The organism is Planococcus sp. FY231025, from assembly GCF_052078085.1.
Classification (GTDB): Bacteria; Bacillota; Bacilli; order Bacillales_A; family Planococcaceae; genus Planococcus.
In genome coordinates this window covers 13,383-37,951 of record NZ_JBQJJG010000006.1, presented here as the reverse complement: position 1 = coordinate 37,951, position 24,569 = coordinate 13,383, and the positions used below count along the sequence as shown (strand labels likewise).

Genomic DNA, 24,569 nt, shown 5'->3' with positions numbered 1-24,569 from the left:
TGAGCCCTCATAAAACTAACAAAATATTTCGACGTTTAGAATCATAGCATCCCGCCTGTTTCTTTGTCACTACTTTTTTTATTCCGTAATAATTCGCTGAGGATTGGTATATACGTTGAACGATGCCCCGCGAATAAAACCGACAGTGGTGATGCCCAGTTCTTCTGCGAGTGTCAACGCAAGTTCTGTCGGTGCCGATTTGGATAAAATGATTTCGCAGCCGATCTTCGCCACTTTCAGCAAGATTTCAGAAGAGATGCGCCCGCTGAAGACAATGACTTTGTTCCGTACATCAATGTTGTTGATGAGGCAATGCCCGTAAATTTTGTCCAGTGCATTATGCCGGCCGATATCCATCCGGGAGACGATGATCCCTTGTGCGTCGCAAAGCGCCGCATTGTGGACGCCGCCGGTTTCTTTGAACATTTGGGCGGAATCAGCCAATTGCTCCATGAGGCTGAAACAATTTTCCGGCGTCAGCTTGACGCGGATATCCGTCATCTTCTTGGCGGTCAGGGCATCATGCGCAAAGACGAATCCTTGCCGGCTCATGCCGCAGCACGAACTGATAAACCGCTTGTTCTGCAATTGCTCAAAAAACGGATAGACTTTTTGGGCGGTAATGTGGACGATGCCCCTTTTTTCATCCAGCTCGATTTTCTGTATGTCTTTGTAATTCGGGATGATGCGCTCCGAAGTCAAAAATCCGATTGCCATTTCTTCAAGATACTCCGGCGAGCTGACGATGGTGATAAATTCCTTGCCATTTATTTTTATGGTCAGGGGTTGCTCGACCACCACTTTATCCTGTTTTTCAATGAATGCCCCTTTTTCATAACGCAGCACCGTGCGCATTTTATCTTGTTTCATTCGCTTTTCCTTCCCGATCCGAATTTTGGGCGATGGGACCGTCGAAAAGAAAGACGGAGACCGCGATATCGGCATCCGTTTTGATATCTGAAAAAAGGTGGACAAACTTAGCCCCTACCAATTCTTCCATCCCTTCAGGTGCCGCTTCCGCATAAACGCTCTGGATCATGCGCGTTCTGGCCGTATGGATCATTTCTCTTCCTTCGGCAGTTCGGGCGATAAACTCTTCGGAAGGAGTCAAATTGCCATACAGTGTAGAGACGGCCATATTGTTGACAAAAACGGTATGGATCCGCTCCGGCCCTTTGCCAAACAGGTCTTTGCGAAGTTTGCGGATGATGTCATTGAACTCATGGATTTGTTTAGACATAAGGCTTTCTCCTCCAAAATCGAACATTTGTAAGTTTTTGATAAATTGATTGTGCAAATATAATATATTGTTTATACTAATACCACAAGAAGGCATTTCCGTAATGACCTGCGGAAGCGTTTTCACCACACTTGAATAATGGATTGGAAATTTAGCAAGTCCTGTTAAACCACTATTCCACTATGAATCACATACACTTGTCAAGGTGTATTTTTCATAGTGGATTTTTTTCATACAAAATTCGCGGCTGGAGCGAATGGCGATTTTCCCATCGAAAATCATTCCAGATACCATAAAGGAGGGGCTTCTATGACAATCAATATCAATGGTTCGTCTTATGCATTTGAAAAAGGAAAGACCATTTTGCAAGTGGTCAACGAACAGAAAATCCTGCATCCGCAGATTTGTTACATGCCCGAAGTTGACCCAATTGAAACTTGCGACACCTGCATCATGGAAGTGGATGGCCAGCTGAAGCGGGCTTGTTCCACTATGGCGGTTGACGGCATGGATGTCCAGCTGGCTTCCCCACGCGCCAAAGAAGCGCAAACTGAAGCGATGGACCGCATTCTTGAAAATCATTTGCTGTATTGCACAGTCTGCGACAATAATAACGGCAACTGCAAGGTACATAATACCGTCGACTTAATGGAAATCGAGCATCAAAAATATCCTTTTGAACCGAAATGCTCAGTTGACGAAGTCGACCTCACAAATCCATTTTACCGCTACGATCCAAACCAATGCATCGCCTGCGGGCAGTGTGTGGAAGCATGCCAAAACCTCCAGGTCAACGAAACCTTGACAATGGATTGGCAGCGCGACCGCCCGATCGTCCTTTGGGACGGCGGCGCAAAAATCAACGATTCTTCATGCGTCAGCTGCGGACACTGTGTCACTGTCTGCCCGTGCAATGCGCTGATGGAAACTTCGATGCTCGGGGAAGCCGGTTTCATGACGGCAATCCCTGAGAAAATTTTAACGCCGATGATTGATCTTGTGAAAGATGTGGAACCAGGCTATAGCGGCATCCTGGCAATATCCGATGCCGAAGCGAAAATGCGTGAAACCCGGACGAAAAAGACGAAAACCGTCTGTACGTTCTGCGGTGTCGGCTGTTCGTTCGAAGTATGGACAAAAGACCGTAAAATTTTAAAGATCCAGCCTGTTTCAGAAGCTCCTGCCAATCAGATTTCAACGTGCATCAAAGGGAAATTCGGCTGGGACTTCGTCAACAGCGAAGAGCGCATCACTACGCCGCTGATCCGCCAAGGAGACGAGTTTGTCGAAGCCACTTGGGAAGAAGCGCTTGACCTGGTCGCTTCTAAACTCAATGGAATCCGCGAACAGCATGGCAAAGATTCAGTCGGCGTCATTTCTTCGTCGAAAATCACCAATGAAGACAATTACGTCATCCAGAAGCTGACACGCCAAGTATTCGGTTCGAATAACGTGGACAATTGCTCGCGCTATTGCCAATCCCCTGCTACTGACGGCTTGTTCCGGACAGTCGGAATGGGCGGCGATGCCGGCACCATCAAAGATATCGCGAAAGCTGGGCTCGTCATCATTGTCGGCGCCAACCCGGCCGAAGGGCATCCGGTCCTCGCGACACGCGTCAAACGGGCTCATAAATTGCATGGCCAGAAACTGATTGTTGCGGATATGCGCAAAAACGAAATGGCTGAACGCTCGGATATCTTTATTACACCAAAACAAGGGACAGACCAAGTCTGGTTGATGGCTGTCACGAAGTATATGATCGACCAAGGCTGGCACGACCAGCAATTCATTGACGAAAACGTCAACCATTACGGGGAATTCAAAGACGTGCTTGAGCAATACACGCTTGATTATGCGGAGCAGCAGACCGGGATTTCCCAAGAGCAATTGATCCGCATTGCGGAATTGATCCGTGACGCTGATGGAACGTGCATCCTTTGGGGAATGGGCGTTACACAAAACACCGGCGGTTCCGATACCTCCGCTGCGATTTCCAACTTGCTGCTCGCTACCGGCAATTACCGCCGTCCGGGTGCGGGTGCTTATCCGCTGCGCGGCCACAATAACGTTCAAGGCGCTTGTGATATGGGCTCACTGCCAGGATGGCTTCCGGGCTACCAGCACGTGACCGACGAAAACGCCCGCTTGAAATTCGAGACAGCATACGGCGTGAAAATCGACGACAAGCCGGGCATGGACAATATCCAGATGCTGCAGGCTGTCGATGAAGGCATCATGAAAGCGATGTATGTGGTCGGTGAAGATATGGCGCTTGTCGATTCAAACGCCAACCATGTAGATGAAGTGCTGTCGAAGCTCGACTTTTTCGTAGTGCAGGACATCTTCTTCTCCCGCACAGCCCAATATGCAGATGTCATTCTGCCGGCTGCGCCGTCTCTTGAAAAAGAAGGCACGTTCACGAATACCGAAAGACGCGTCCAGCGCCTTTACCAAGCACTTCCGGAACTCGGCCAATCCAAAGCGGACTGGTGGATTGTCCAGGAAATCGCAAACCGCCTCGGAGCCGGCTGGAATTACAGCCACCCAAGCGAAATCTTCGCGGAAATGGCGAGTTTGTCGCCGTTATTCAGCCAAGCGGATTACGCTTCCATGGAAGGCTGGAACAGCTTCCTATGGGGCAGTTTGGACGGGGCAAGCACTCCCCTGCTTTATGTGGACGGATTCAATTTCCCTGACAAAAAAGCGCGTTTCGCTTTGTCAGATTGGGTTGAACCTGCCGTCTTCCCGCAGGAGTACGACCTCCACATCAATAACGGACGCCTGCTTGAGCATTTCCATGAAGGGAATATGACAAATAAATCTTCCGGCATCCAATCGAAGCTGCCAGAAACGTTTGTTGAAGTATCGCCGGAACTCGCCAAGGAACGAGGCCTTGAAGACGGTTCGACCGTCCGCTTGGTTTCCCCATACGGCGCATTGAAACTGCCTGTCATCGTCACTGCACGCGTCAAAGGCAACGAACTCTTCCTGCCGATGAATTCGGTCAAGAAAGAATCGGCCATCAACTTCCTGACGGGGCCAGCAGTCGACCAGCGCACCAACACACCTGCTTATAAGCAGACGAAAGTCCGCATGGAAGTTCTTAAAGAACACGGCAAACGGCCATTGCCAAGATCGAATCCACGCGATAAAAAACGCAATCCCACTTCCGGCATCGAAGTCGAACGGAAATGGGCGCGAGAAGGCTATGTGCATTTGACAGACTAAAAATGGAAAGGTGATCTCCTATGGCGAGTCCGATAACTCATTTAAAGAAAAAAGAACTGACGCCTGATGAAATCCGCCAGAAAAAACTGAGTGAATTAGAGGCCCTTCTCGCTGAACAAGACCAGGCCCTCAATAAGCTTTTGGCTATCACCGGTGATCTGAACGACGCCGGGATACTCGATGCGGTATTGGCTATGGTCAGAGCAAAAGAAGGCATCACGGAAGTGGTCATGCACCAAGCAACGCGCGAGCCGGTCACGAATCTGATCAACAACATGATGAGTGCCGCAGGCGCCTTGACGGCGATAGACCCGGCTATGTCGGAAAAACTTGCTGCCAGTGTCGCCAATGGATTGAAAGAAGCGGAAGCTGAACGGAAAAATGACAAGAAAGTCAGTGTTTTTCAATTGATGAAAGCGTTGGGAGACCCGGACATCAACCGCTCCATCAAGTTCGGCCTGAACTTCCTGAAAGGCATGGGAAAAGGATTGCGCGATAAATAACTGAATGGCGGATCCGGCCCTGAACCTGTCCGCTGCATTTTCCACTTATAATGAAGGAACTCAACTTTCTTTAAGGGATGTATTTACAAAAAGAGGCCGTGCATGGATTTTCAAATCCATGCACGGCCTCTTTAAATTATCTGGCTAGATATCAAACTGCCTTCTACTGCTAAAAACGCGAAGTTCTGTTTTCCGTTAATTTTCCAGAATGCCTTTGATCTTTTTTAAATCTTTTGTATTCGCTCTTTTCATCATGAGCGACATGAATGGTGAAACCATTTTCGAAAACCCCGTCGGCACTCCTTTGTTCCTCAACGTCATCCGAGTCCCGCCGTTTTCTAAAGCCTGCCATGTGTAGACCGTCTCCATTGGGAAAGGTCCATTCGCGGTTTTCATTCTCATTTTCTTCCCTGGCACGTGTTCTGCAATTTCGTAGACATACGCAAGTTCCTTTCCGAGAAAGGACGCATTAAAAGCGATCTGCGATCCCAACACAAGGGGTTTCGGTGTGATCCATTTTGCAGATTGAATGTTTGAATACCACTCAGGTGCATTGTCTGGATTTGCCGCATATTCGGCCACGGCTGCAATAGGGCGGTCAATTGTTATCTCTGTCAGTACATCTACCACGAAAGCTTCCCCCATCCTCAAAATCGAACTATCGTACGATGATCAACGCTGAAAATATTGGCCCCAAAGGCCAAATGCCCGCATCACTGCCTCCATCATAGCATTTATACCCTGCAGCTTGGGAACCCTCAGAAAATAAAAACAGCACTGATTTCCATTGTCCGGAAATCGGTGCTTTGTTCAGGATCAGGCTCAGCGCGGCTCTTTCGGCGGCTGGCACACGTCGCATTTGCGCTGGTTGTTCTTGTTAAATTTCGTGAAGGTCTTCTCGAAATTATTACCGCATGAGCATTTGAACAGCAGCTTCTGTGAAAATCCGTGGTACTCTGTCGACAGCAATTTGCTGTCGGAGTTTTTCTCTGTAAATTCTCTGATTTTATCGATCGTCCATCGTTTGTTCATCTGTTTACACCTCTGTGGTTTATTGGTAGGCGCCGGGCGAATCCGCTATGGGCAAAAGCCGTGGTCATCCTAAGTTCCCTATTATAGCACGGAAGCGCCCGGATCTTGAAAAATAACTTCGCGGAAACGGCCGCACCAAAACGGATAGCCAGCGCGACGGCATTCAATATGGATTCTGAGCGTAAAGATACATGTAGACCAGGAGCAGGATGGTCAGCATGATCATTCCGACAATGGAAGCCATCACGATTCTCCTGTTGTTCTTCGCCATCCCGTAGATGATGCCGATAATCCCGAGCACCGCAAGAACAATGACTAAAACCATGAGTGAACACTCCTTTAAAATGAGATGATGGCGGCCAACTCTGAATGTTATCAGCCCTTCTAAATTGTCTACTAAAGTAAACAGAATAATCCACCAATTTTTATTTATCCTTATTTTATCACTTCCGGATTAAGGCTGACTATCTTAATGCATTTGGGTATCGCGTCGTCCCCTTCTCACCGTTCGGCGGTTCATAAAAGGTTTATGCCATGCTTTTCTGCGGTTGTAACTGAATAAAAAAAGCATCGGTTTCTCACACCGATGCTTTGGGGAATGGATCAATTATTTTTTACAGGATGGTAGTAAACATGCTCCGTGTAATCGGTAATGATTCCATCTACATTCAAATCGAATAAACGCAATGCCTGTTCCTGGCTTCTTGAGGTGTATGGATAAATCTTCATTCCCGTTTCGTGGACATCGCTGACCAATTCATCCGTCACAATGCTCATCGTGGGATTGAAATAATCGGCGTAAGAAGCGAACTGAGCCAATTGTTCTTCCGTCACATTCGCCCATCCCGCTCCTGCCAGAACACCATGAGGAAGATTCGGCAAAAGCTCTTTGGATTTCTTCATGGATTCATGGTTAAAGGATTGCAGGATGATTTTCCCGTTGTTCGATGCATCCATATTTCTTTCAAGCAAAGCGTCCGCCACTTTCTTTTCTATCCCCGGATAAAGTTCCGGTGCCTTCAACTCGATTAAAATGCCGACTTTACCGCGAAACGCATCGATTACTTCTTCAAAGGTCGGAATTTTCTCACCCGCATAGGCTTCACTGAACCAGCTGCCCGCGTCCAACTGCCTGATTTCCTCGAACGTTAAACTGCCCACTTTGCCTGTTCCATCTGTTGTACGGTCGACCGAAGTGTCATGGATCACAACAAGCTCGCCGTCCTTTGTCATTTGAACATCAATTTCGATGTAATCCGCCTTCATTTCAAACCCTTTTTGAAAGGCTCCCATCGTGTTTTCAGGCGCATGGCCCGAAGCTCCCCGGTGTGCCACGTTCACCATTTTTTGCTGATCTTGCTTCGAAATCATGTTGCTCACTTCTCCGTGTTCAGCAGCAAGTACAGGTCCGCTGAAAGATGCTGCCGCAAGGCTTACCGCTAAAATTGTAACCATCCGCTTCATCAAATCACTCCTTATGTAGTATCCCCCTTATTGTAAGCAGTGAATATTTAGGAGGTATGAATAGAGCGTTAAGAAGTGTAAATAAAATACATATTTTTTCTCAGTTACTAGAATCTTAACGGTGCTGATCAGCCAAAAATTTTGAATGTATTCTTTCCAGCCTGTTTGGCACGGTACAAAGCATCGTCCGCATTTTTAAGAAGCTCCTTTAAATCTGAACTGCTGTCTTCGTACGTGACGATTCCAATGCTGGTGGAGAGCTCATAGCCAGTATCCCACTTACTCAAGCTGCTGAGCAATTGCTCCGCCCGTTTACGCATGTCTTCGCTTGAGGCGATGCTTGAGAAATGCACGACGAATTCGTCGCCGCCCAGCCTGACCGCCAAGGCATCCTTATGCTCCGCCGCGAACTTTTGCAGCTTTAACGCGACTTCCTTCAGTACCAAATCTCCTGCATCATGCCCATGGATATCGTTCACCTTTTTGAACCCGTCCAGATCCAGGAAGAAAATCACTCCTTCCCCTTCCCTCTGCTCTTCAAATATCCGGGAAAGATAACGTCTATTGTACAAATCCGTCAACGAATCCCTATAGGCAAATCGTTCAAGGTTCAGATAATAGGAAAACATCCGGACAATCCGCTGCAGCAGATCGATGCTTTTCTTATCAAATTGGCTCTTTTCATCGTGGATGGCACACAGAGTCCCGAACGTTTCACCGTTCCCCAGAGAAATAGGAATACCCAGATAAGAGCGGATATTGGCTTTGTCGAGCACGTTTCTCATATTCGCCAATTTATCCTCTTCCCGCACATCTTCGAAAATTGCCGGATGATTTTTTTCAAAGTCGACAAACTGGCACAGCGATTGATTTAGGTTCAGCATCATGCCTTCCCTCACCGGAATCGTTGTTTCGTCACTCGTAATCTTAAGAATGATCTGCTGAGTCCCATCGATTGAGCTCAAATAAAGCAATTGGTCCGGCAGAATCTCTTTTGCCAGGTCCAATACATCCTTTGACAGCTCCTCAAAATCCGCATACATTTGCAGTTCCTGAAATGTCATTCCCATAAAGCACCTCGATTGTTATCATCTCTAGTTTGCCAATAAGAGCATATCTCTTCTTAGCAATCCAATATTTTCTTTATTGTCTAAAGTTTAACATAGCAGGCTAGTGGGGTTCCTCTTTAAGCAGCGGGAACCCCGGATAGCTACACCCAAAGGTGCCTCCATCCGGGGTTCTGTTTTTTTATGTTTTATTAATCAAACCGGCCCTTCAATAAGCCACCCAGCTAAGTCCGGTCGTCCCTTCACCCGCATGCACGCCTACGCACACACTCAGCTGCACCACTTGGACTTTCAGATCCGGAAACTCCTGCAAGAGCTCGTTCTTCCAGATTTCTGCATCCGCGGCATTATTGCAGTGATTGACCGCAACTTCGGGCACGCTGCCCGCCGCCATATCCGCGCGGAGTGCATCCATGACGGAGTTTTTTGCCCGCTTGTTCGAGCGGACCTTTTCTTTCATGACCGTTTTGCCGTCTTCAAATGTGATGACCAATTTGATGTTCAGGACATTGCTCAAAAACGCCTGCGTCCCGGACACACGCCCGCTTTTATGCAGTTGGTTGAGGCTTGATGGAATAAAGGACAGATGCGATTTCGCCGCCATCCCCTTGAGTGTCGCGACGACTTCTTCCACATCTTTTCCTTCAGAAAACAGCCTGGATCCGGTCTCGATCATCTTCACCATCGGAAACGATCCAATCAGCGAATCGATCGGATACACCTTGATGTCCGCCATCTCCGCAGCCGACTGTGCCGTCGCAAATGTCCCTGAAAGTCCGCTGGACAAATGCAGCGCAATCGCAAGATCATATCCTTCCGACTGCAGCTTTTCGTACAAGGAAAGCATCTCCCCGATGGCAGGCTGCGACGTTTTAGGCGACACTTTCGCCAAACGCAGTTTATCGTAAAATTCCTCTTGTGTCAGATCGATCGATTCCTTGTATTCGCCATCCGCAAAAATGACACTAAGGGGCAGGACGTATACATCGTGCTTTTCGATGAACGCTTCATCCAGCTGCGCTGCCGTGTCCGTAATCCAAGCTATTTTCTTCATCTATAAATTCTCCTTTAAATGCAATTCCGTATCGGAAGCAGCTTTCTGCTACGGATAATTTACCTGACGGAGCAAGGCGCGCCTAGTGATAACTGTCATATAAGCTGAAACTTTTGTAAGCGTTGACATAATTTGAACTTATTCTGCTTTCAGGGGCATTTTTTGCACACAAAAAAGCCCCGCACCATTTATTGGTGTGAGGCTTTCCTGATAGAGCCGGTTTTATTCAGCGAACGGCAATCCGCTGCTCGAACGCCTGAAGCAATGCCCGCACTTCATCGGTCGAATCCGTCTTCAGCAATCGGTTTCTTAAATCATCGGCATCCGGAATCCCGCTCACATAAATCTTGAAGAAGCGGCGCAGCGGACGGAATGGCAGCGGCTCTTCTTCGTTGGAGTATTTGTCATGCAGATCCAAGTGCAGCTTTAACAGGTCTAGCATTTCCCCAGCGCTGTGACCGCGCGGCTCTTTTTCGAAAGCGAACGGATTCTGGAAAATCCCCCGTCCGATCATAACGCCGTCGATGCCATGTTTTTCGGCCAGTTCCACGCCGGTCTGGTAATCCGGAATATCCCCGTTGATCGTCAGCAAGGTATCAGGCGCCACTCTGTCCCGCAAGGCCTTGATCTCCGGAATCAGCTCCCAATGCGCCGGCACCGCGCTCATTTCTTTTTTCGTGCGCAAATGGATCGACAGATTGGCGATGTCCTGTTCCAAGACATGGGTTAGCCAGCCCCGCCACTCTTCGACGTCCGTATAGCCAAGACGCGTCTTCACACTGACCGGCAATCCGCCCGCTTTGGCGGCTTGGATAACTTCTGCTGCATTGTCCGGATAACGGATCATGCCGCTGCCTTTCCCTTTCGCAGCCACGTTCCCTACCGGACAACCCATATTGATGTCGATTCCTTTAAAGCCCCGCTTCGCCATCCCGATGCTCATTTCTCGGAATTGCTCCGGAATGTTCCCCCAGATATGCGCGACGACCGGCTGTTCATCTTCTTCGAACGTCAAGCGCCCTTCTTCACTGAAAACTCCATCCGGGTTGCAGTAACTTTCCGTATTCGTAAACTCCGTAAAAAACACATCCGGCCGAGCCGCTTCCGCCACTACCTTGCGGAATACCACATTCGTGACTTCCTCCATCGGCGCCAGGATAAAAAACGGCCGCGGCAACTCACGCCAAAAATTCTCTTTCATATCCAAATTTCAATCCTTTCATTGCGGGATGCAAGGTCGTCCCTTCATCCAAAATCTTTCATGCATCTATGTTGGAAACAAACTATATTAATTTCATCGACTGAATTGTTTCGTTTTATCTTAACCTTTTATAGTTTACATGACTCGTGGGATTGTGGAAAGTGACGTGATTTTCTTCACATAAAAAGCGCCAACTCCCGGTAGAGGAGTTGGCGCTTTTAGGTTTTGGAGCTGGATTACATCATGCCGCCCATTGACTAGGCGTTAATATAGCTTTGTACAGCTTACTGAAAAGCTTATTATATAGAAGGTTTTCGTTTTTTGCTTTTACAGAATTGTATTGATTCTTGTTTCATTATTGCCCAATTATTGCCCTACTTTAATTTCTTCCACAGTGAAAATTCGTCTTATCGCTTCATCAGTATGCTCTTTTATAAAATCACTATGGACTTCCAAACTTTCATGAATATTTTTAGGGCCGATTTTTAGGATGGCTACTTGAATCCCTTCTCTTCTCGCAAACTTCATAGCAGGAACAAAGTCGGAATCTCCAGTAACTAAGATAATCATATCAACTAGGTTGTTGCTTGCAAGCCATGCAACATCAAGACCAATTTTTATATCGACACCTTTTTGCTGGAAGTCTGGATAGAAATGATCATCCGCAATTTGTTCATTAAAAGAAGCTCGTTCAATTTTAGTTTGAACATAGTCCTTCAACTTCCACCCTCTAAATCGGGTTTCTCCCAACCGAACCGCCATAAGCTCTTTTTTAGCTAAGCAGTTTAGCATTTCATTAGAGGCTGCAGCTTGATCTGAATCTTTAAAATCTATGTCTTTTTTCGATATAGGCAATTTCTTTTTCTGTTTACTCGGTTCACCTTGGTAAAAGAAAATTCTATATAAGTCTTCATTCGGTTCCACAATGGATTTTAAATATGTATTTATCGTCTCTCCATCCGGATAATTTTTTAATTGAAGAGCATCTTTTAATCGGTAGAGCAAGAATTGACCATCAACAATAATAGCAACTTTCTTCACCACTTGACCCCCTTAATATGGAAAAAACCCTGTCCATAGGTATAGTATTGGGGACAGGGTATGAGTATTAATATTCATTGAGCGTGGTATCTCGCTCTGTATTACTATAATAGACTCTCCAATTTGTAGAGTCAACACTTTTACTCGAAAATTGTCTAAAACAGTCCAATTTAGTCCAAATAAGGACGTTTTTTGCAATTTTAGAGTTCAAAAATCTCTGCGAAGCTCTCATCTAAAAATGCAGCCATCTTTGATGCCTGGAATGCCCAAGGCTGCCCCGGCTTTTTCGGGTAGAATACAAATCCCCCATCCTCGGCATCGAGGACCTTTCGAAAACGCGAGGGATAAAGCACATTCTCTTTTAACCATAATTGTCTTCGTTGTGTTTGATGTTCAAGGTCCTTCATCGTCCAGAAGACTCCTTTTAACTCATTACTTTTCAGCTCTTCATATTCTACCTTTGTAATCAGCACATACTCTGAAGGAATTTCAATTGAAAGGTTAACATTCAGTTTTTGCATCTCCTGACTCTCTTTCGCTCGGCGTCTGTCCACGCGTTTATTATTGCTACTTTTTATGAGTAGTCGTGAATTTTTTTTAATCGAATTGGATTTACTAAGTAGCTATCACTTCACTTTTATTCTGTGCCGTTATAAAATTAAATTAGAGTATTGAACATTAGCGTCGATGCTCCTAACATGACGCAAAGTGTAGTCGGTTGCAAGTAGAATGACCGCCATAATCTATTTCGCCTTAGCTCTTGCATAAGTAGGTGCCAGAGAGTGGTGATTTTAGATATGGCCCTCTCAAATAAAGTCTTTACCTTAATTGGTAAGGGCTTTTTTCTTTTCAACATCAACTTCAAGTAGAACGGTCAACCACGCCATTCATTCATAATCTGACGCATAACTGCCAAGCTTTCTTCGTAAAACCAATAGCGCTTGCCCTTTTCTTTCCTTCGCTCCAGCAGCCGCATTCGTGGATCGTGCAGGAACTCGTTCTCCAGAAAGGACTTACTCATGCAAGTCCTTTTGGACATCAGGTCTATATCCCAGGTAAAGAGCGTCTGGTGAATGGCTGCATCGAGCTTTTCGTTCAGTTGCTGCCGGATCTCGTCTTGATTGATGTCGATTTTAACTTCTATGAATTTCAATTAGTAACCTCATTCCTTGAATATGCGATGGAAGTTCTTATCTAAAAACTCGGCCATCTTTGATGCTTGGAATGCCCACGGCTGTCCGGAAGCTCTCGGATAGAATACAAATCCCCCATTATCACTGTCCAGCTCTTTTCTAAATTTTGAAGGGTACAAGACGTTTTCTCTTAACCACAGAGAGCTACGCTTAGTTCTTGCTTCTAAATCCTTCATCGTCCAGTAAACACCCCGCAGTTCATTACTTTTCATTTCTTCATATTCCACCTTCGAAATTAGCACATACTCCGCTGGTATCTCAATTGAAAGTTCGACGTTCAGTTTCTGCATTGTCAGTACCTTTCTTTTTCGCTTCTTCCTCTTTCTGTTTCTTGTGTTCAGCAATTAACCGAGGAACAGAAGTCTTTAAGAAGAGTTGCCACATGGACTCTAAAACTTCTGGAGGAACAACGTGTTTTTGAACAATTGCTCTTCCTTTCTTTACATCTTTTGTATTGCAGAAATGCTGCATGACATCTCTCCTCACGTTTGGTTGTTTCTATATTCGTCCTATCAATGGAATTCTCCTTTTTCCATACGAAAAAGCAGTCGAATGAACGACTGCCCCTCTTTACCTTTATTACCCTCTCATCATGCTGGTCAGACTTTGTTTGCTACCTTGGTAGTTGTCTACTCCTGGTGCAACGATGCCGGCCAGTATATCTCCATCCACATACAAATTCGCATCCTTCTGAAGTATCTGCATCAGCAATTGATTTTGTTGAGTCAAGATTTCGATACTCTTCATCATGAATTTCTCCATCGCTGTTTCTCCGCCGGTTACATTCGGCAATTGACTCGGGCGCGTAATGCCTTTATCTTGGCCGAGGATCTTCTTCCCTGCGAGCGCCAGGAGTTTCATTGCATCGGTTCTGCGCGATGGATGCAGCGGGATCATGATTTCTTCCCGATTCTTCTCGCCAACTTTCACCATTTGTTCTGATGAAACCAGTCCACCAGTTTCTAAGCCGTATGGATTCACATGAACCCCGTTTTTCAATACTTCATAGTGCAAGTGTGGTCCGGATGAACGGCCCGTTGATCCGACTGTTCCGAGGGTCTGTCCCGGTCTTACCGTATCGCCAACGCCTACAAGGTTGCGGCTATTGTGCTGATATAGTCGTTCCATATTGCCGCTCTTGACGCGCACATAACGGCCGCGAATGGAGTGGTAAGCAGACTGGGTAACTGTCCCTGCTGCTTGTGCCGGAATCGATGTTCCTAGCGGAGCCGCCCAGTCATCCCCTTCGTGCATCTGCCATCTTTTAAGAGTCGGGTGGAAACGCATGCCGCGTTTAGAAGAAAGCCGGAAAGGTGGCTTGAAGCCAATCCCGTTCTGAGAACCGAAGTCTTTCAGCTTAGCTTTTACATAATCCACTGCAGCATCTTTCGTTTTGTTGTAGCCTGCTTTGGCCATGTTTCCGGCAAGCGTTCCGCCGGCCGGGGCGCTGATGCCGAGTGCGCCGAGCGCCAAGTTCAGAAGTCCTTTCGGGTTCTTCACATAGTCCCAAACGTCAAAGGCCGCGCCGACCGCTTTCTTGCCGAGATTCTTCGTGCCCTTCCACAGGTCGCCGAGCATATCGCCCACGCCCGTAGCATATTTCGGCACTTTGCCGAGGAGCTCTTTCGTCTTCTTCGCTGAGAGCACTTGAGATCCTTTTGGCAGGTTCATCAACGTATCTCTCGCCGGGCTTAACGCAAGATCACCGCTAGGCGTGTGAATCAATTCGCGGCCTGCATTCGAGCCTCTGCCGTCCCCCAGGACAGCTAGGCCGCCAGGGTGTCCGTCAGTGCCGTGTGCATATTTCGGAACGACCCAGCTGCTGACGCGACTGTCAGAGCCGATTTTGTTCAGCACCCAGTTGATTCCGCTGATGACTCCGTTGACGCCTTTTCCAAGACCGGAAGCCAGTTTATTAGAGACGGCATTCACGCCATCTGCCACACTTGATGCCATTGACTTGATACCTGATCCGATGCGGCCTGGGAGTTTCTTAGCCCCTTCAACCAGCGAATCAAATGTTTTCGTGACGCTTGTTTTGGCATCTCCTGCCCACTCTTTCAGGCTGCCGCCCCAACGCTTGAAGTCTGCGAGGGAATCAGAGTTTGTTTTCCGGAACCTCGATACGATTCCTTCACCATACTGGCGCCAGTTTTCATTTGCTTTCGCTTTGACGTCTGCTGCCCAAGTTTGGTAATTCTGACCCCATGTGCGGAAGTCTGTCATTGTGCTGTCATTGGTATCCTTGAATTTCTTCTTGACGCCATCTGCCCAGCCTCTCCAGAACGCAGTTGAAGTGGCTTGTACGCCTGTGGACCAGGTCTTGTAATCTTCGCCCCACTTCCTGAAATCTTTCATCGACTGTTCATTCGTGTCCTTGAATTTCTTGAGAACACCATTTTTGTAGACATCCCACTTCGAAAGGATCTCGCCGGTTTCCCAGTCCACTTGATCGACATGTTCCTCGGCTTGCTTCTTAGCTTCGCCTACGACTTTGCCGTGCATGTCCTCGGCATGACCAACGACCGTATCGCGTTTCTTCTGCGCTTCATTGATGATCTTCTGAGCTTCTTCCGCCGAGATTGTCCCGGTTTCATCGCGCTGCTGAATAGCGAAAGCGATTGTATCGTTGTAGGTCTTGTCAGCGTCCGCAATTACTTCATCGCGCTGTTTTGCAGAGTTCTTTACGACTTCAGCCGCTTGCAAGGCACTGAGTTCGCTTGCCTGGTTCTTCATGCGTTCCAGGATGATTTTTTGATCCTTTTCGTTCTGCGTCAGATTGAGTACAGCGCTCTCGTTCATCTGCTTCTGAATCTCTTCTATCTGCAATGCTTCCGATTCAGTCAGGGCCCGCTTTTCTGTGGCCGCTGTCTCGATGATCTGCTGGATGCGGTCCTCAAGATGCTGCTGACCTACCACCTGGGCATCGTTTCGGATATTTTGCTGTCGAAGAATTTCCGCTTCTCGTTCAGCGGTCAAAACAGAAGAGTTCAGGAACTGCGTCTCCATTTCCTTAATCTCATCAGCGTGACGTTTTTTCATCCCCTCGAGGATCTGCGCATTCATGTCCTCATACTTCGTGAGAATTTCATCAGCCATCAATTCGGTTACTTGTGTGCCGTTCACTCTGAGATTCGTAAGCTGCTGAGAAGCGCCATCGGACAGTTCAAAGAAGCTGGTTAAAGCTTTTTGTGTACTTTCAGATACGCCTTTGCCGAATCGATCGACCTCTGGAATAGCATCTTTCCGTAAATGGTTCGCCAGTAGTCCGACACCCACACTGATTCCTGCGACAGCCGCAAGGGCAATGCCGACCGGCCCTGTAGCAAAAGTCATCAGCGCGGTTCCTGCGATGCCGAGGGATGCCGATAATCCGCCGGCTCCGGCCATGGCCGTGGCAAGTGGACCCACAACGGACATAACCCCGCCGACTGCAAGACCTACCTGGCCGGCGATCAGCGCGACCGGACCTAAAGCCAAAGCCAGACCGCCAGCCGCGAGAACCATTTTCTGTGCTTCAGGTGAAGCGTTCTGGAATTTCTCGACCAACCCTTGAATCATTTCGCTACCCTTGTGGATGGCCGGGGTCAGAATCGTGCCGATCGTGATGGCTGCTGTCTCGAAAGTTCCGCCGAGTTCGTCGAGCGCACCTTTGAGGTTGTCTTTCATCTTGGCGGCTGCTTCTGCTGACGCTCCGCCGCTGTTCTCCAGAGAGGTTGTCATTTTGTCGATCTGCGCCGGTCCTGCTGACATCAATGCGAGCATTCCGGAAACGGCCTCTTTCCCGACCAAGCTGGATAGGGTAGCCGCTTTCTGCGTTTCGGTTTGACCTTCCATTGATTTAGAGAGATTGTCGACCAATTTGCTGATGCCCACAAAGTTGCCTTCGTTGTCCGTGATCGCTATGCCCATCTTCTGCATCATTTTGGAGTTTTGTTCTGATGGATCCAGAAGACCCAGCAACGCGCCTCGTAATGCGGTACCGGCATTTTCTCCGGTCAGCCCGGCATCTGTCATAAGACCGATACTGCCGGAAAGCTCCTCTAAGGAAATGCCAAGTGCCGCCGCAGGACCGCCCGCATATTTCAAAGCGTATTGCATGTCCGTGATATCCGCTGCCGACTGGTTGGCTGTTTGTGCCAGGATATCGGCCACACGGTTCGCTTCAGATGCTTCCAATCCGAAAACGTTCAACGCGGAAGCCATGACGTCCGCCGTTTGGGCCATGTCCGCCCCTGAAGATTCGGCTGCCGCAATAACGCCCGGCATCGCCCCGAGAATCTCCTGTGTAGTGAAGCCCATTGCAGCAAGACCTTCCTGCGCGACCGCTACCTCACTTGCTGACTTGCTTGTGGATGCTCCGAGATCGAGCGCCGATTGAGAAAGCTGTTCGAGCTCTCCCGAGGTCGCCCCTGCAATGGCGCCCACACGGCTCATCTGGGACTCGAAGTCCATGGCCGTCTTGGCCGAGGCTACGGCGATACCCGCGAGCGGTGCCGTAATGTACATACTCATAGCCGAACCGGCTTTTTTCAGCCCGCCGCCTACTGATGTGAAGCGAGAGCCCATTGACTCAAGTGAAGTGCCGAGCCGACCGAGGGCAGAGTTTGAGCTCTGCTGCTGCCGTTCAAAATCCCGAAATTCATCGGTTAAACTTCCCACACGGCGCTCCAGGTTGTTTGCTGCAGCTGCTTCTGTGTTGAACGCTGTAGCGGCTCTCTGCGCTTGTACAGAACCCTCTCCGTGCGTGGCGACCATTCTCTCGAACTGCGCCCGTGCTGCGCTCACAACGGCTTTCTGAGCGTCTAATTTTCGGCTTAATGAGCCGATTTGCGTTTCGTACTTGGCCACGGACTTTTCCCCTTGAGCAAATGCGCTCATGGAGGCTGCCATTTCGGAATTCGCTAGGCGCAAACTGCTTTTGGCTTGTTTAAGCCCCTGCGCCAATCCGCTGGTGTCCAGGCCAAGGGAAACGGAAAGCCCTTGTATTGGTGCTGCCATACTTCTCACCTTCTTTCTTTTTTGTTGCCGCTTTACTCACTGGCTTCAAAAAAGAAAGAAGCCCGGCCACAGTAAAGCGGCAGGACTTCTGGAGTCTCTAATTTATTGACGGGATTCTAGATCCTCTGAAGGGATATCAATTTGAGAAATGATTGTAATTTGCGCATTTCGGACATTTAATTTCTGCATTCCCTTTAATTTTTCCGAGCTTTTTATCGCATTTCATGCATCTAACTTCTTTCAAAATTGGCTTTGGCGCTTCTTTTAGATCTGTTTTCAAATGGGATCACCTCTCCTTTTCTCGAAATGTCGGCTGTGCTGATTACGTAGTCCAGGGCCTCGCTGGTCTTCTTAAGAATTTCCTTGATGTCATAGCCCTTCTGCAGCTGTTCCACAGTGAATTGATGCCCGAAGATGGAGCAGACAAGGTAAAAGCATTTCAGAATCAGTTCCTGATTTGAAATATTGGAATTGAATACTTTCTGCAGCGCCATTGTTTCATCGAAAGTGTTCCAGCTGACATAACGAGGGGCCGTGTATTTCCTTACCTTGCCGTCTACATAAAGCCGGATAACTAGTTTTCTCATACGCTTACCTCATTTCTTATAAAGCTTTGATGTCATCGAAGGTCAATTCTGACTCTTGCACCACTGGTACTTCTGTAATTTGAATGGCGTAATCAAGGTTTTCTACTAAATCTCGATCGTATCCCGGGGTTGAGCCATTTAAGACGATTCTATACGTCTTTGTCGTAACGTTTCTATGGGAGAAACGGGAAAACTGATAAGCAAGAGCTTGCTTGGCTAAATCCTTAGCATTTTTCAAACGCTCTTCTTCAGTTTCAAATTCATCCTGATAAAAAAGATGATATTCTGTGAAAAAACCGGCTTCCGACAAAACGTCTACTCCTAGATCGGACTGCGGATACACCCACATTTCATACTTTTTATAAAGTTTCTTGCGTTCAATTTGAGCTTTCTTTTTTTCGTAACGGTTCATCCTTACTTCGCCTCCTGTTCATTCCGCTTAGTACCGGCTGCCGCATAAATACTTACTTCTTTTTTTGCAATTGAAACTTTTTCTTTTACTTTTTTTAGAGGAAAGCCATGAGAGAATCGCGTTAAGCGTCCCAGTTCTGGAGCAAATCCTTTGCGAACTCCTGGATCTTTTTCAACGTGGCCATCTAAAATACGTTGAACAAAATTTGCTGCAGCCGTTTTGTCTTCGAGATCAATTATTTCTGCAATTAATGATTCCATTTCTTCAAACTGCTTTGCGTATTCTGCAAGCTTCTGATAACGCTCTAGCAATAATTGGTGAGCAATTTGTTTTTCAATTTCATAATTCTTCTCCACAAGGGCTCTTTTCTCTATAGGAACCTCTACTTTTTCAAAGGTATTAAAGCGTAGACATCTTTTTAGCCGAATTTCCTCGGCTTCCAATTCATCTAGCTCTTCGTCCGTTCTTGCAAATTCCTTTTCTCTAAGGACCATTCTTAGTCTTTCCTCATCAGGAATTTCTTTCCGGGATTCTTCTTCAAGTCGTTGCGCAATCTTGACTACCTTGATTGTTTCCACAAATACCTCTTCTAAATTAAGGTTTATTCCTTTGTTTTTAGCCATTTTCCCTACCTCTTTTCATGGTTTATTGGTTAGTTTAAGAAGAAATTTCGTACCGAATTTTGAGTAGACTCGGTTGAATTTAAAAGTTCAAGCACTCGCTCCAGATCTTTCGAAATAAGGTCCAGGGTTTCCCAGTCTTCCGCCGTCACTTCGTCCTTGGATAACATCAAATTAAGGGTTTCCTGGTATTCAACCAGTTTTGCATGCTCCTGATCCAACTGTTCTTGTGTCACGCCATTGTTTTCTGCTGCCATTTTTCTCACCTCTTTTCGTTGTTTTCGCCTTGCTTTTTCACTGGAATCTGTTTCCAATCCCCCCTCATGTAAAAAACGGGTGTTAAATTTGAAATATCGACCCCCTGCCCGGTCCCTGGAAATTTTCTAAAGCTGAAAACTTTTTACGGGGGGTCTCCAGGTGAAAAATATTTTCTCAGCGATTCTCTCCTGCAGATATTCCACATTGTTGTTCGCCTGATAGTCTTGCAGCGTCATGACATGAACGCCGGAGAAGCTATTCCGCTTGGCCACTCCCGTGTAGTGGATGACAACCTCTCGACCGACTTCAATCTCCTGGATGAAGATGTCGACCGGTCCGAGCTTTGAGACCCGCTTGTCTTCCGCTTTGCCTTTCTTTTCAGGCTTTCTTTGTTGCGCGAACCACTTCCTCGGATCCATCAGGCCACTCCTCTCTTCTGCACTCCTGCTCTACACCTTCAAGCTCACGGATACGCGCTTCTAAGCGTGCAATCTCTGAGATCACAACAGCATCCAGGTTCCGCTTACGCCAGCCTGAGTAAGCTCTCCATGCTTCATTGAATGCTGCTATAGCTTCAGGGATTGCATGACGTACTCGCTTCAGATAGTAATACAGGACAGCTCTGTCTGATCCCCGTGGAAAGCGTCTGTCGTTCGCCACATCGGTGGCCAGGTCGCCTCTCCTTGAATTGCGTCCTTTGTATTGGATCAACCACTCTTTAAAATCCATCCTTCTAGCCTCCTATTAATTACTTATTAGTAAAATAATTTGTATAATATTTACTTCTAAAGCGTTGAGTTCTCCCATCTTTCCTGCGAGCTTGAAGTGTTTGAAAAGCTAAAGAACTCTTTCCTCTTCTTATCCAAAGTTCCCTCCGCCGCCCGCTGCCGCCGATAGATCAGGAAGTCATCCCAAGCTTCCTCATCCAACATCCTGCCTCTGTCCGTGTCGTATTCATCCCAATAAGAACAGTACCGCTTCAGTGCCGCGTTCAGATTTTCATCCGGCAACACATCCCCTTTCTCAAAGTAGCTGCGGAAGAGCCGGGAAGCGTCTGAGTCGATCTGTTGAAGAAATGTACGGAAGCGACCATATTTGTCCATCAGTTTCGCTATCCGAGTATCGTAAGCCATTTTCTTATCCATGATGTCCATCGCATTATGTTCAACCGACGGACTGCCAAAATAGGAATCGGATCCGTCAGAGTATCTGCTTTGGTGGATGATGATGTCATCATAGAGAGATGCGAAGTAGCTGGCCCTATTCTTCCGCATAATGCTCGCCTCTTCCAGGGACTTTGCCGAGTTGCTTAATTCCCATGCAAAGAGAGCCAAGCTTTCATCCACAGTGAAAACGTCTTGATTTTCTTCAGTTGATCTATTCACAATCCTCACCTCTCTTTGATTAAAGCCAGCCCAACCTCTTGGCAACCGCACTGACGATGTCATCCTTCCACTTGATAACAGTCCTTCGGCTGCTGTTGACTTCTACACTGGCACGGTCAAGGGTCAATCTGTCCGGACGCCAGTAGTAGACCTGCATGAATTGCTGGCAGTTTCCGTCCAGACTGTCATAGACTTCTCGAATTGCAGTGACGATCCGAACCGTCTCTTCGTACTTCGTCAGCCGGCGGACCGCGGTGCCATCTTCCCAAGTTAGCTGCTTCTCACCACTTGCGATGGCCGAAAGCTCCGGCGTTTTCGTAATCAGTTCATCGATGTACTTGCTCAATGCGGTTGAGGGTTTCATTTATTTCGCTCCTTTTCAGCCGTCATTACCTTTTTCAGCTGTTGATATTACCTCTGATTACCACCACTGGTAACCGCTTCAGCCTTAGAGCGCCAAGGGTTTCGGTGGTGGAATTACCAAATTACCTTATTTTTTTAAAAAAACACTATACATATAAGCAGTTATTGTTGGTGTCTATATCTTTAATTAGACAAGTACATTAAAGATATACATATAGTTTTAAAAAGGTAATAAAGGTAATAAGGTAATATATTCTCTTGAAGCCAATAGCCTCAAGGTTTTCAAGGCATTACCTTTTTAACTAGAACTCTTCCCATTTGGGAATAATGGTAATTCTATTGGGGGATGATTGAGAACTCTTCAGCATTATCACTTTCTGAGAAATCAAACCCGAGCTCCTGGACTACCTTTGGATCTACTGGAATTGCCTTATATGTTTTACCGAGATGGGAAATTACTTTGTAATCGACTTCCTTTCCTTCACGGCTGCTACTTAAGGTCAACCCGCGTCTTCTCCACTCCTTGCGCATTGAGAGCGTTTCGGTTTGTAAGACTTCCTTCACATATGCCGGAAGAAGAAAAATAGTTTCATCCTTGTAAATCGCTTTAAGGTCCCTCAGCGGTTCATACCTTCCAGAGATAGATTTCCGGTCTGCATCAAGCGCAGATAAGATTGTTTCCAGCAATTGCATAGGCTTATCGGTATCTTTGTTCTCATCACTGATCTCCAGAAGCACATTAGCTAGCTCTTTCAAATCCACATTCATTCCAAAAAACTTATTAAGCAGTTCTCCGGTGAAAATCAACGCCGCATAATGCCTGGATATTCTAGCAAGAACCTCATTCCCACTACTTTTCTTCTGGAAGAACACATTGAATTTCTCATACCCTTCAATCAAGTCCGCTTTCTGACTTTGCCAGTGGCGCAAGAACTCGAGGCCGATGCTACCGTAAAAGCGATCTAAGGACTGATAAAGTGCCGTGAAGAAGCTGTGATTCTCACCTTCGAACGGCAGCCCCGTAATAGGAAGCACTCGAGCCGCCGCTCCCCCTGCCTTATCCGCGTAAACGGTAATAGGTACCTCCCCCGTCGAAAGCATAAGATTATTCCATGTAGCCTCTGCTTGTGATCCTTCTAACGATCCTCGTCCTTTCGACCGCCCGCCGCTGAAGTTATAGATAAAGTCCCTCAAGTGTCTCTCATCTGCTTTTCTTGTATCATCCAGAATTAGGGGGAAACTGCCGAGGAAGGCAGCTTTTCTTTCGGCTGCTATTCGGGTTAAGTTCCACTCGTTTACGAGATAACTTGTCCCCCATACACTAGCAGCCACGCGCAGTGCAGAGGTTTTCCCGAAACTGGTTTGGCCTGACAGGTCGATAATAAACGGATTCAGCTTCAAATCTTTCAGTAAAATTGATGCGAATGAAGCGATTACCATCAAAGTCGCTTTTGAGTGTGGCTTGATTTTGTCGAATACATTCTCAATCCATTCAGCGCTTGTACCTTCTGCCTGAAAAGCTCTGAGTGTCTGTTGCTCTCCAACATCCCCTGGAAGGATCTCCAACCCTTGGCTATCCAGCGGGTGGATAAATGCTCCTTTGATATGCCCTAAGCGGCTGACTAGATTATGCTTATCAATATTGTTGACTGTCAGGTACTTATCGAAGTAGTCGATTAGAAATTTTGCATTCAGGTCATTTACTCCAAGACCTTTATCAGCTAGTTTCAGCAGCTCTTTTCGAGTCGCAATTTCTCCGGCCGGCACTGTCTCCTGAAAAACTTTTCCTCTTTCAGACCATGAAAGTTCATAATAGAGCTGGTTGATTTCAACATTAGAGAAGCTTTTCGTAATGATCGGCGCTTGTCGGCATACCATTTCTTCACTCTGGATGAACTCTCCGCGCTTTTCCTTAACAACAATCCGGAAGAGGGCTCCGTTTATGACCTTAAAAGGTTTTGGAATCTGAGTAGTTGGCGCTGATGGCAACTCGTCAAATTCTTCTGCAGCTGATAGCTGCGTTGGATTTCGTTTTTCAATGGACGCTCCAAGTACCGAGCGAATTGTTGCATGAAGTTCATTTTCATCCTCTATCGGCGGATCCGTGAAGTAGCGATTAACATAAACACCGATGAGTGTAAGTTGTTCTTTGCTTAGCTTTTCCCCAGCCATTCGGCGGGTGTTAAAGAGCATGCGATTAATGTCATTGTTTCTCTGACCGTCCTGCAGCGGGTAAACCGGATAATTCCTTTCGCCGGTCTGCTTATTAATACGCGAACGTGCAATTGGCAACAAGAAGAAAGGCACCTCGTCCAGTTCTCGATCGCTCTTATGAATAAAATAGCGGTCTGCAGTTTGTTCTGTGGGAAATACTATCTGCCCTCCTGCGGTCCGGTAGTCGGTCGAAAGGCCAAGTGGTGTGACAGCCTTGGTTTCATTATTGATACCGCTATCCTCAACACTGTGGAAAACAAATTGCATACCGTTAGGTGTTAGAATCGCATGGAAGCTGTGCCCAGTATCCTTCAAAAGCTCATATAGGCGATTCCCCAAGTCATGCCCGGCTGTTAGGATACGGCCGTCTAAATCCTTAATTGGATCAATGTCTACTACGGTGTGTGCCGTAGATAGCGCGGCGCCAATCCATCCAGCTGCTCCTAGGTGGGTCTGAATCTTCTCTTCGCTTGGGGGCTCATAGCTTGAGAAGGTCTTTTTCCCCCAGCCGCGACTCTTTGGAGCCTTTGCTCGCGTATAGTCCTGATTTCCTTTGTAGCCGGTCAAGAGAATAGCTTTTGCACCTGGAAGAATTTCTTGAATTTCATTGGTTCTATTTCGAGTTTCCTCAAGCATTTTTGTCATCTATGCCTCACCGCCTTTGTTATTGCTCTTTATGGAAGAATCGAGTTATAATTTAGAG

At 47.0% G+C, this 24,569-nt stretch carries 26 protein-coding genes; 2 read left to right on the top strand and 24 right to left on the bottom strand.

The features are described 5' to 3' along the window. Window positions 1-78: 78 nt before the first annotated feature. Window positions 79-870: a formate dehydrogenase accessory sulfurtransferase FdhD gene (fdhD, locus tag ACTL32_RS09590; RefSeq protein ID WP_441341256.1), complete on the bottom strand. Its 792-nt coding sequence runs from the start codon at window positions 868-870 to the stop codon at window positions 79-81. Next, window positions 857-1,240, bottom strand: a complete 384-nt coding sequence (locus ACTL32_RS09585) for a DUF2294 domain-containing protein (protein WP_441341255.1) — start codon at window positions 1,238-1,240, stop codon at window positions 857-859. Before ACTL32_RS09585 ends, fdhD begins: the two co-directional genes overlap by 14 nt. 309 nt (window positions 1,241-1,549) lie before the next feature. On the opposite strand from ACTL32_RS09585, the gene fdhF reads away from it, so the two are divergent. Together fdhF and ACTL32_RS09575 are read left to right on the top strand one after the other, a co-directional pair. Next, the gene (gene fdhF, locus ACTL32_RS09580) at window positions 1,550-4,471 is read left to right on the top strand and encodes a formate dehydrogenase subunit alpha (RefSeq protein ID WP_441341254.1); all 2,922 of its coding nucleotides are present in this window, start codon (window positions 1,550-1,552) and stop codon (window positions 4,469-4,471) included. A 20-nt stretch (window positions 4,472-4,491) separates the two neighbouring features. Further along, window positions 4,492-4,974 carry a DUF1641 domain-containing protein gene (locus ACTL32_RS09575; RefSeq protein WP_441341253.1) on the top strand — a complete coding sequence of 161 codons (483 nt, stop codon included), beginning with the start codon at window positions 4,492-4,494 and terminating at the stop codon, window positions 4,972-4,974. A 195-nt stretch (window positions 4,975-5,169) separates the two neighbouring features. Here the strand turns inward: ACTL32_RS09575 and ACTL32_RS09570 are convergent, their stop codons facing one another. The 22 genes from ACTL32_RS09570 to ACTL32_RS09465 all read right to left on the bottom strand — a co-directional run bounded on the left by ACTL32_RS09570 (window position 5,170) and on the right by ACTL32_RS09465 (window position 24,511). After that, window positions 5,170-5,604: an SRPBCC family protein gene (locus ACTL32_RS09570; protein ID WP_441341252.1), complete on the bottom strand. Its 435-nt coding sequence runs from the start codon at window positions 5,602-5,604 to the stop codon at window positions 5,170-5,172. A gap of 192 nt (window positions 5,605-5,796) precedes the next feature. After that, window positions 5,797-6,006: a hypothetical protein gene (locus ACTL32_RS09565; RefSeq protein ID WP_441341251.1), complete on the bottom strand. Its 210-nt coding sequence runs from the start codon at window positions 6,004-6,006 to the stop codon at window positions 5,797-5,799. Window positions 6,007-6,169: 163 nt separating this feature from the next. Next, window positions 6,170-6,331, bottom strand: coding sequence for a hypothetical protein (locus ACTL32_RS09560; RefSeq protein ID WP_441341250.1), 162 nt, complete (start codon window positions 6,329-6,331; stop codon window positions 6,170-6,172). A gap of 278 nt (window positions 6,332-6,609) precedes the next feature. Next, window positions 6,610-7,470: a glycerophosphodiester phosphodiesterase gene (locus ACTL32_RS09555; protein ID WP_441341249.1), complete on the bottom strand. Its 861-nt coding sequence runs from the start codon at window positions 7,468-7,470 to the stop codon at window positions 6,610-6,612. Between the two features lie 128 nt (window positions 7,471-7,598). Beyond that, on the bottom strand, window positions 7,599-8,540 hold the full coding sequence (locus ACTL32_RS09550) for a sensor domain-containing diguanylate cyclase (RefSeq protein ID WP_441341248.1): 942 nt from the start codon (window positions 8,538-8,540) through the stop codon (window positions 7,599-7,601). A gap of 205 nt (window positions 8,541-8,745) precedes the next feature. Further along, complete coding sequence (locus ACTL32_RS09545) at window positions 8,746-9,591, bottom strand: DegV family protein (RefSeq protein WP_441341247.1); 846 nt, start codon at window positions 9,589-9,591, stop codon at window positions 8,746-8,748. 226 nt (window positions 9,592-9,817) lie between these two features. Continuing rightward, window positions 9,818-10,792, bottom strand: coding sequence for a tRNA dihydrouridine synthase (locus ACTL32_RS09540; protein WP_441341246.1), 975 nt, complete (start codon window positions 10,790-10,792; stop codon window positions 9,818-9,820). Between the two features lie 366 nt (window positions 10,793-11,158). Continuing rightward, entirely contained in the window at window positions 11,159-11,833 is a 675-nt protein-coding gene (locus ACTL32_RS09535) for an NYN domain-containing protein (protein WP_441341245.1), read from the bottom strand. Window positions 11,834-12,033: 200 nt separating this feature from the next. Beyond that, window positions 12,034-12,354, bottom strand: coding sequence for a DUF771 domain-containing protein (locus ACTL32_RS09530; protein WP_441341244.1), 321 nt, complete (start codon window positions 12,352-12,354; stop codon window positions 12,034-12,036). A gap of 353 nt (window positions 12,355-12,707) precedes the next feature. Then, on the bottom strand, window positions 12,708-12,986 hold the full coding sequence (locus tag ACTL32_RS09525) for a hypothetical protein (RefSeq protein WP_441341243.1): 279 nt from the start codon (window positions 12,984-12,986) through the stop codon (window positions 12,708-12,710). A 9-nt stretch (window positions 12,987-12,995) separates the two neighbouring features. Continuing rightward, window positions 12,996-13,316 (bottom strand): DUF771 domain-containing protein, encoded by a 321-nt coding sequence (locus ACTL32_RS09520; RefSeq protein WP_441341242.1) that lies wholly within the window; start codon window positions 13,314-13,316, stop codon window positions 12,996-12,998. Continuing rightward, window positions 13,285-13,497 carry a hypothetical protein gene (locus ACTL32_RS09515; protein ID WP_441341241.1) on the bottom strand — a complete coding sequence of 71 codons (213 nt, stop codon included), beginning with the start codon at window positions 13,495-13,497 and terminating at the stop codon, window positions 13,285-13,287. Before ACTL32_RS09515 ends, ACTL32_RS09520 begins: the two co-directional genes overlap by 32 nt. 108 nt (window positions 13,498-13,605) lie before the next feature. Then, on the bottom strand, window positions 13,606-18,027 hold the full coding sequence (locus ACTL32_RS09510; protein WP_441341240.1) for a phage tail tape measure protein: 4,422 nt from the start codon (window positions 18,025-18,027) through the stop codon (window positions 13,606-13,608). A gap of 136 nt (window positions 18,028-18,163) precedes the next feature. Then, entirely contained in the window at window positions 18,164-18,253 is a 90-nt protein-coding gene (locus ACTL32_RS09505; RefSeq protein WP_441341239.1) for a hypothetical protein, read from the bottom strand. Between the two features lie 4 nt (window positions 18,254-18,257). After that, on the bottom strand, window positions 18,258-18,614 hold the full coding sequence (gene gpG, locus ACTL32_RS09500; protein WP_441341238.1) for a phage tail assembly chaperone G: 357 nt from the start codon (window positions 18,612-18,614) through the stop codon (window positions 18,258-18,260). A gap of 16 nt (window positions 18,615-18,630) precedes the next feature. Next, window positions 18,631-19,026 carry a hypothetical protein gene (locus ACTL32_RS09495; protein ID WP_441341237.1) on the bottom strand — a complete coding sequence of 132 codons (396 nt, stop codon included), beginning with the start codon at window positions 19,024-19,026 and terminating at the stop codon, window positions 18,631-18,633. A gap of 2 nt (window positions 19,027-19,028) precedes the next feature. Beyond that, window positions 19,029-19,649 (bottom strand): hypothetical protein, encoded by a 621-nt coding sequence (locus ACTL32_RS09490; RefSeq protein ID WP_441341236.1) that lies wholly within the window; start codon window positions 19,647-19,649, stop codon window positions 19,029-19,031. A 29-nt stretch (window positions 19,650-19,678) separates the two neighbouring features. Further along, window positions 19,679-19,903, bottom strand: a complete 225-nt coding sequence (locus tag ACTL32_RS09485) for a hypothetical protein (protein ID WP_441341235.1) — start codon at window positions 19,901-19,903, stop codon at window positions 19,679-19,681. 379 nt (window positions 19,904-20,282) lie between these two features. Next, window positions 20,283-20,633 (bottom strand): YozE family protein, encoded by a 351-nt coding sequence (locus ACTL32_RS09480; protein WP_441341234.1) that lies wholly within the window; start codon window positions 20,631-20,633, stop codon window positions 20,283-20,285. 56 nt (window positions 20,634-20,689) lie between these two features. Beyond that, window positions 20,690-21,289, bottom strand: a complete 600-nt coding sequence (locus ACTL32_RS09475) for a hypothetical protein (protein WP_441341233.1) — start codon at window positions 21,287-21,289, stop codon at window positions 20,690-20,692. Between the two features lie 19 nt (window positions 21,290-21,308). Continuing rightward, window positions 21,309-21,653, bottom strand: coding sequence for a hypothetical protein (locus ACTL32_RS09470; RefSeq protein WP_441341232.1), 345 nt, complete (start codon window positions 21,651-21,653; stop codon window positions 21,309-21,311). 335 nt (window positions 21,654-21,988) lie between these two features. Next, complete coding sequence (locus tag ACTL32_RS09465; protein WP_441341231.1) at window positions 21,989-24,511, bottom strand: DUF927 domain-containing protein; 2,523 nt, start codon at window positions 24,509-24,511, stop codon at window positions 21,989-21,991. Window positions 24,512-24,569 lie beyond the last annotated feature (58 nt).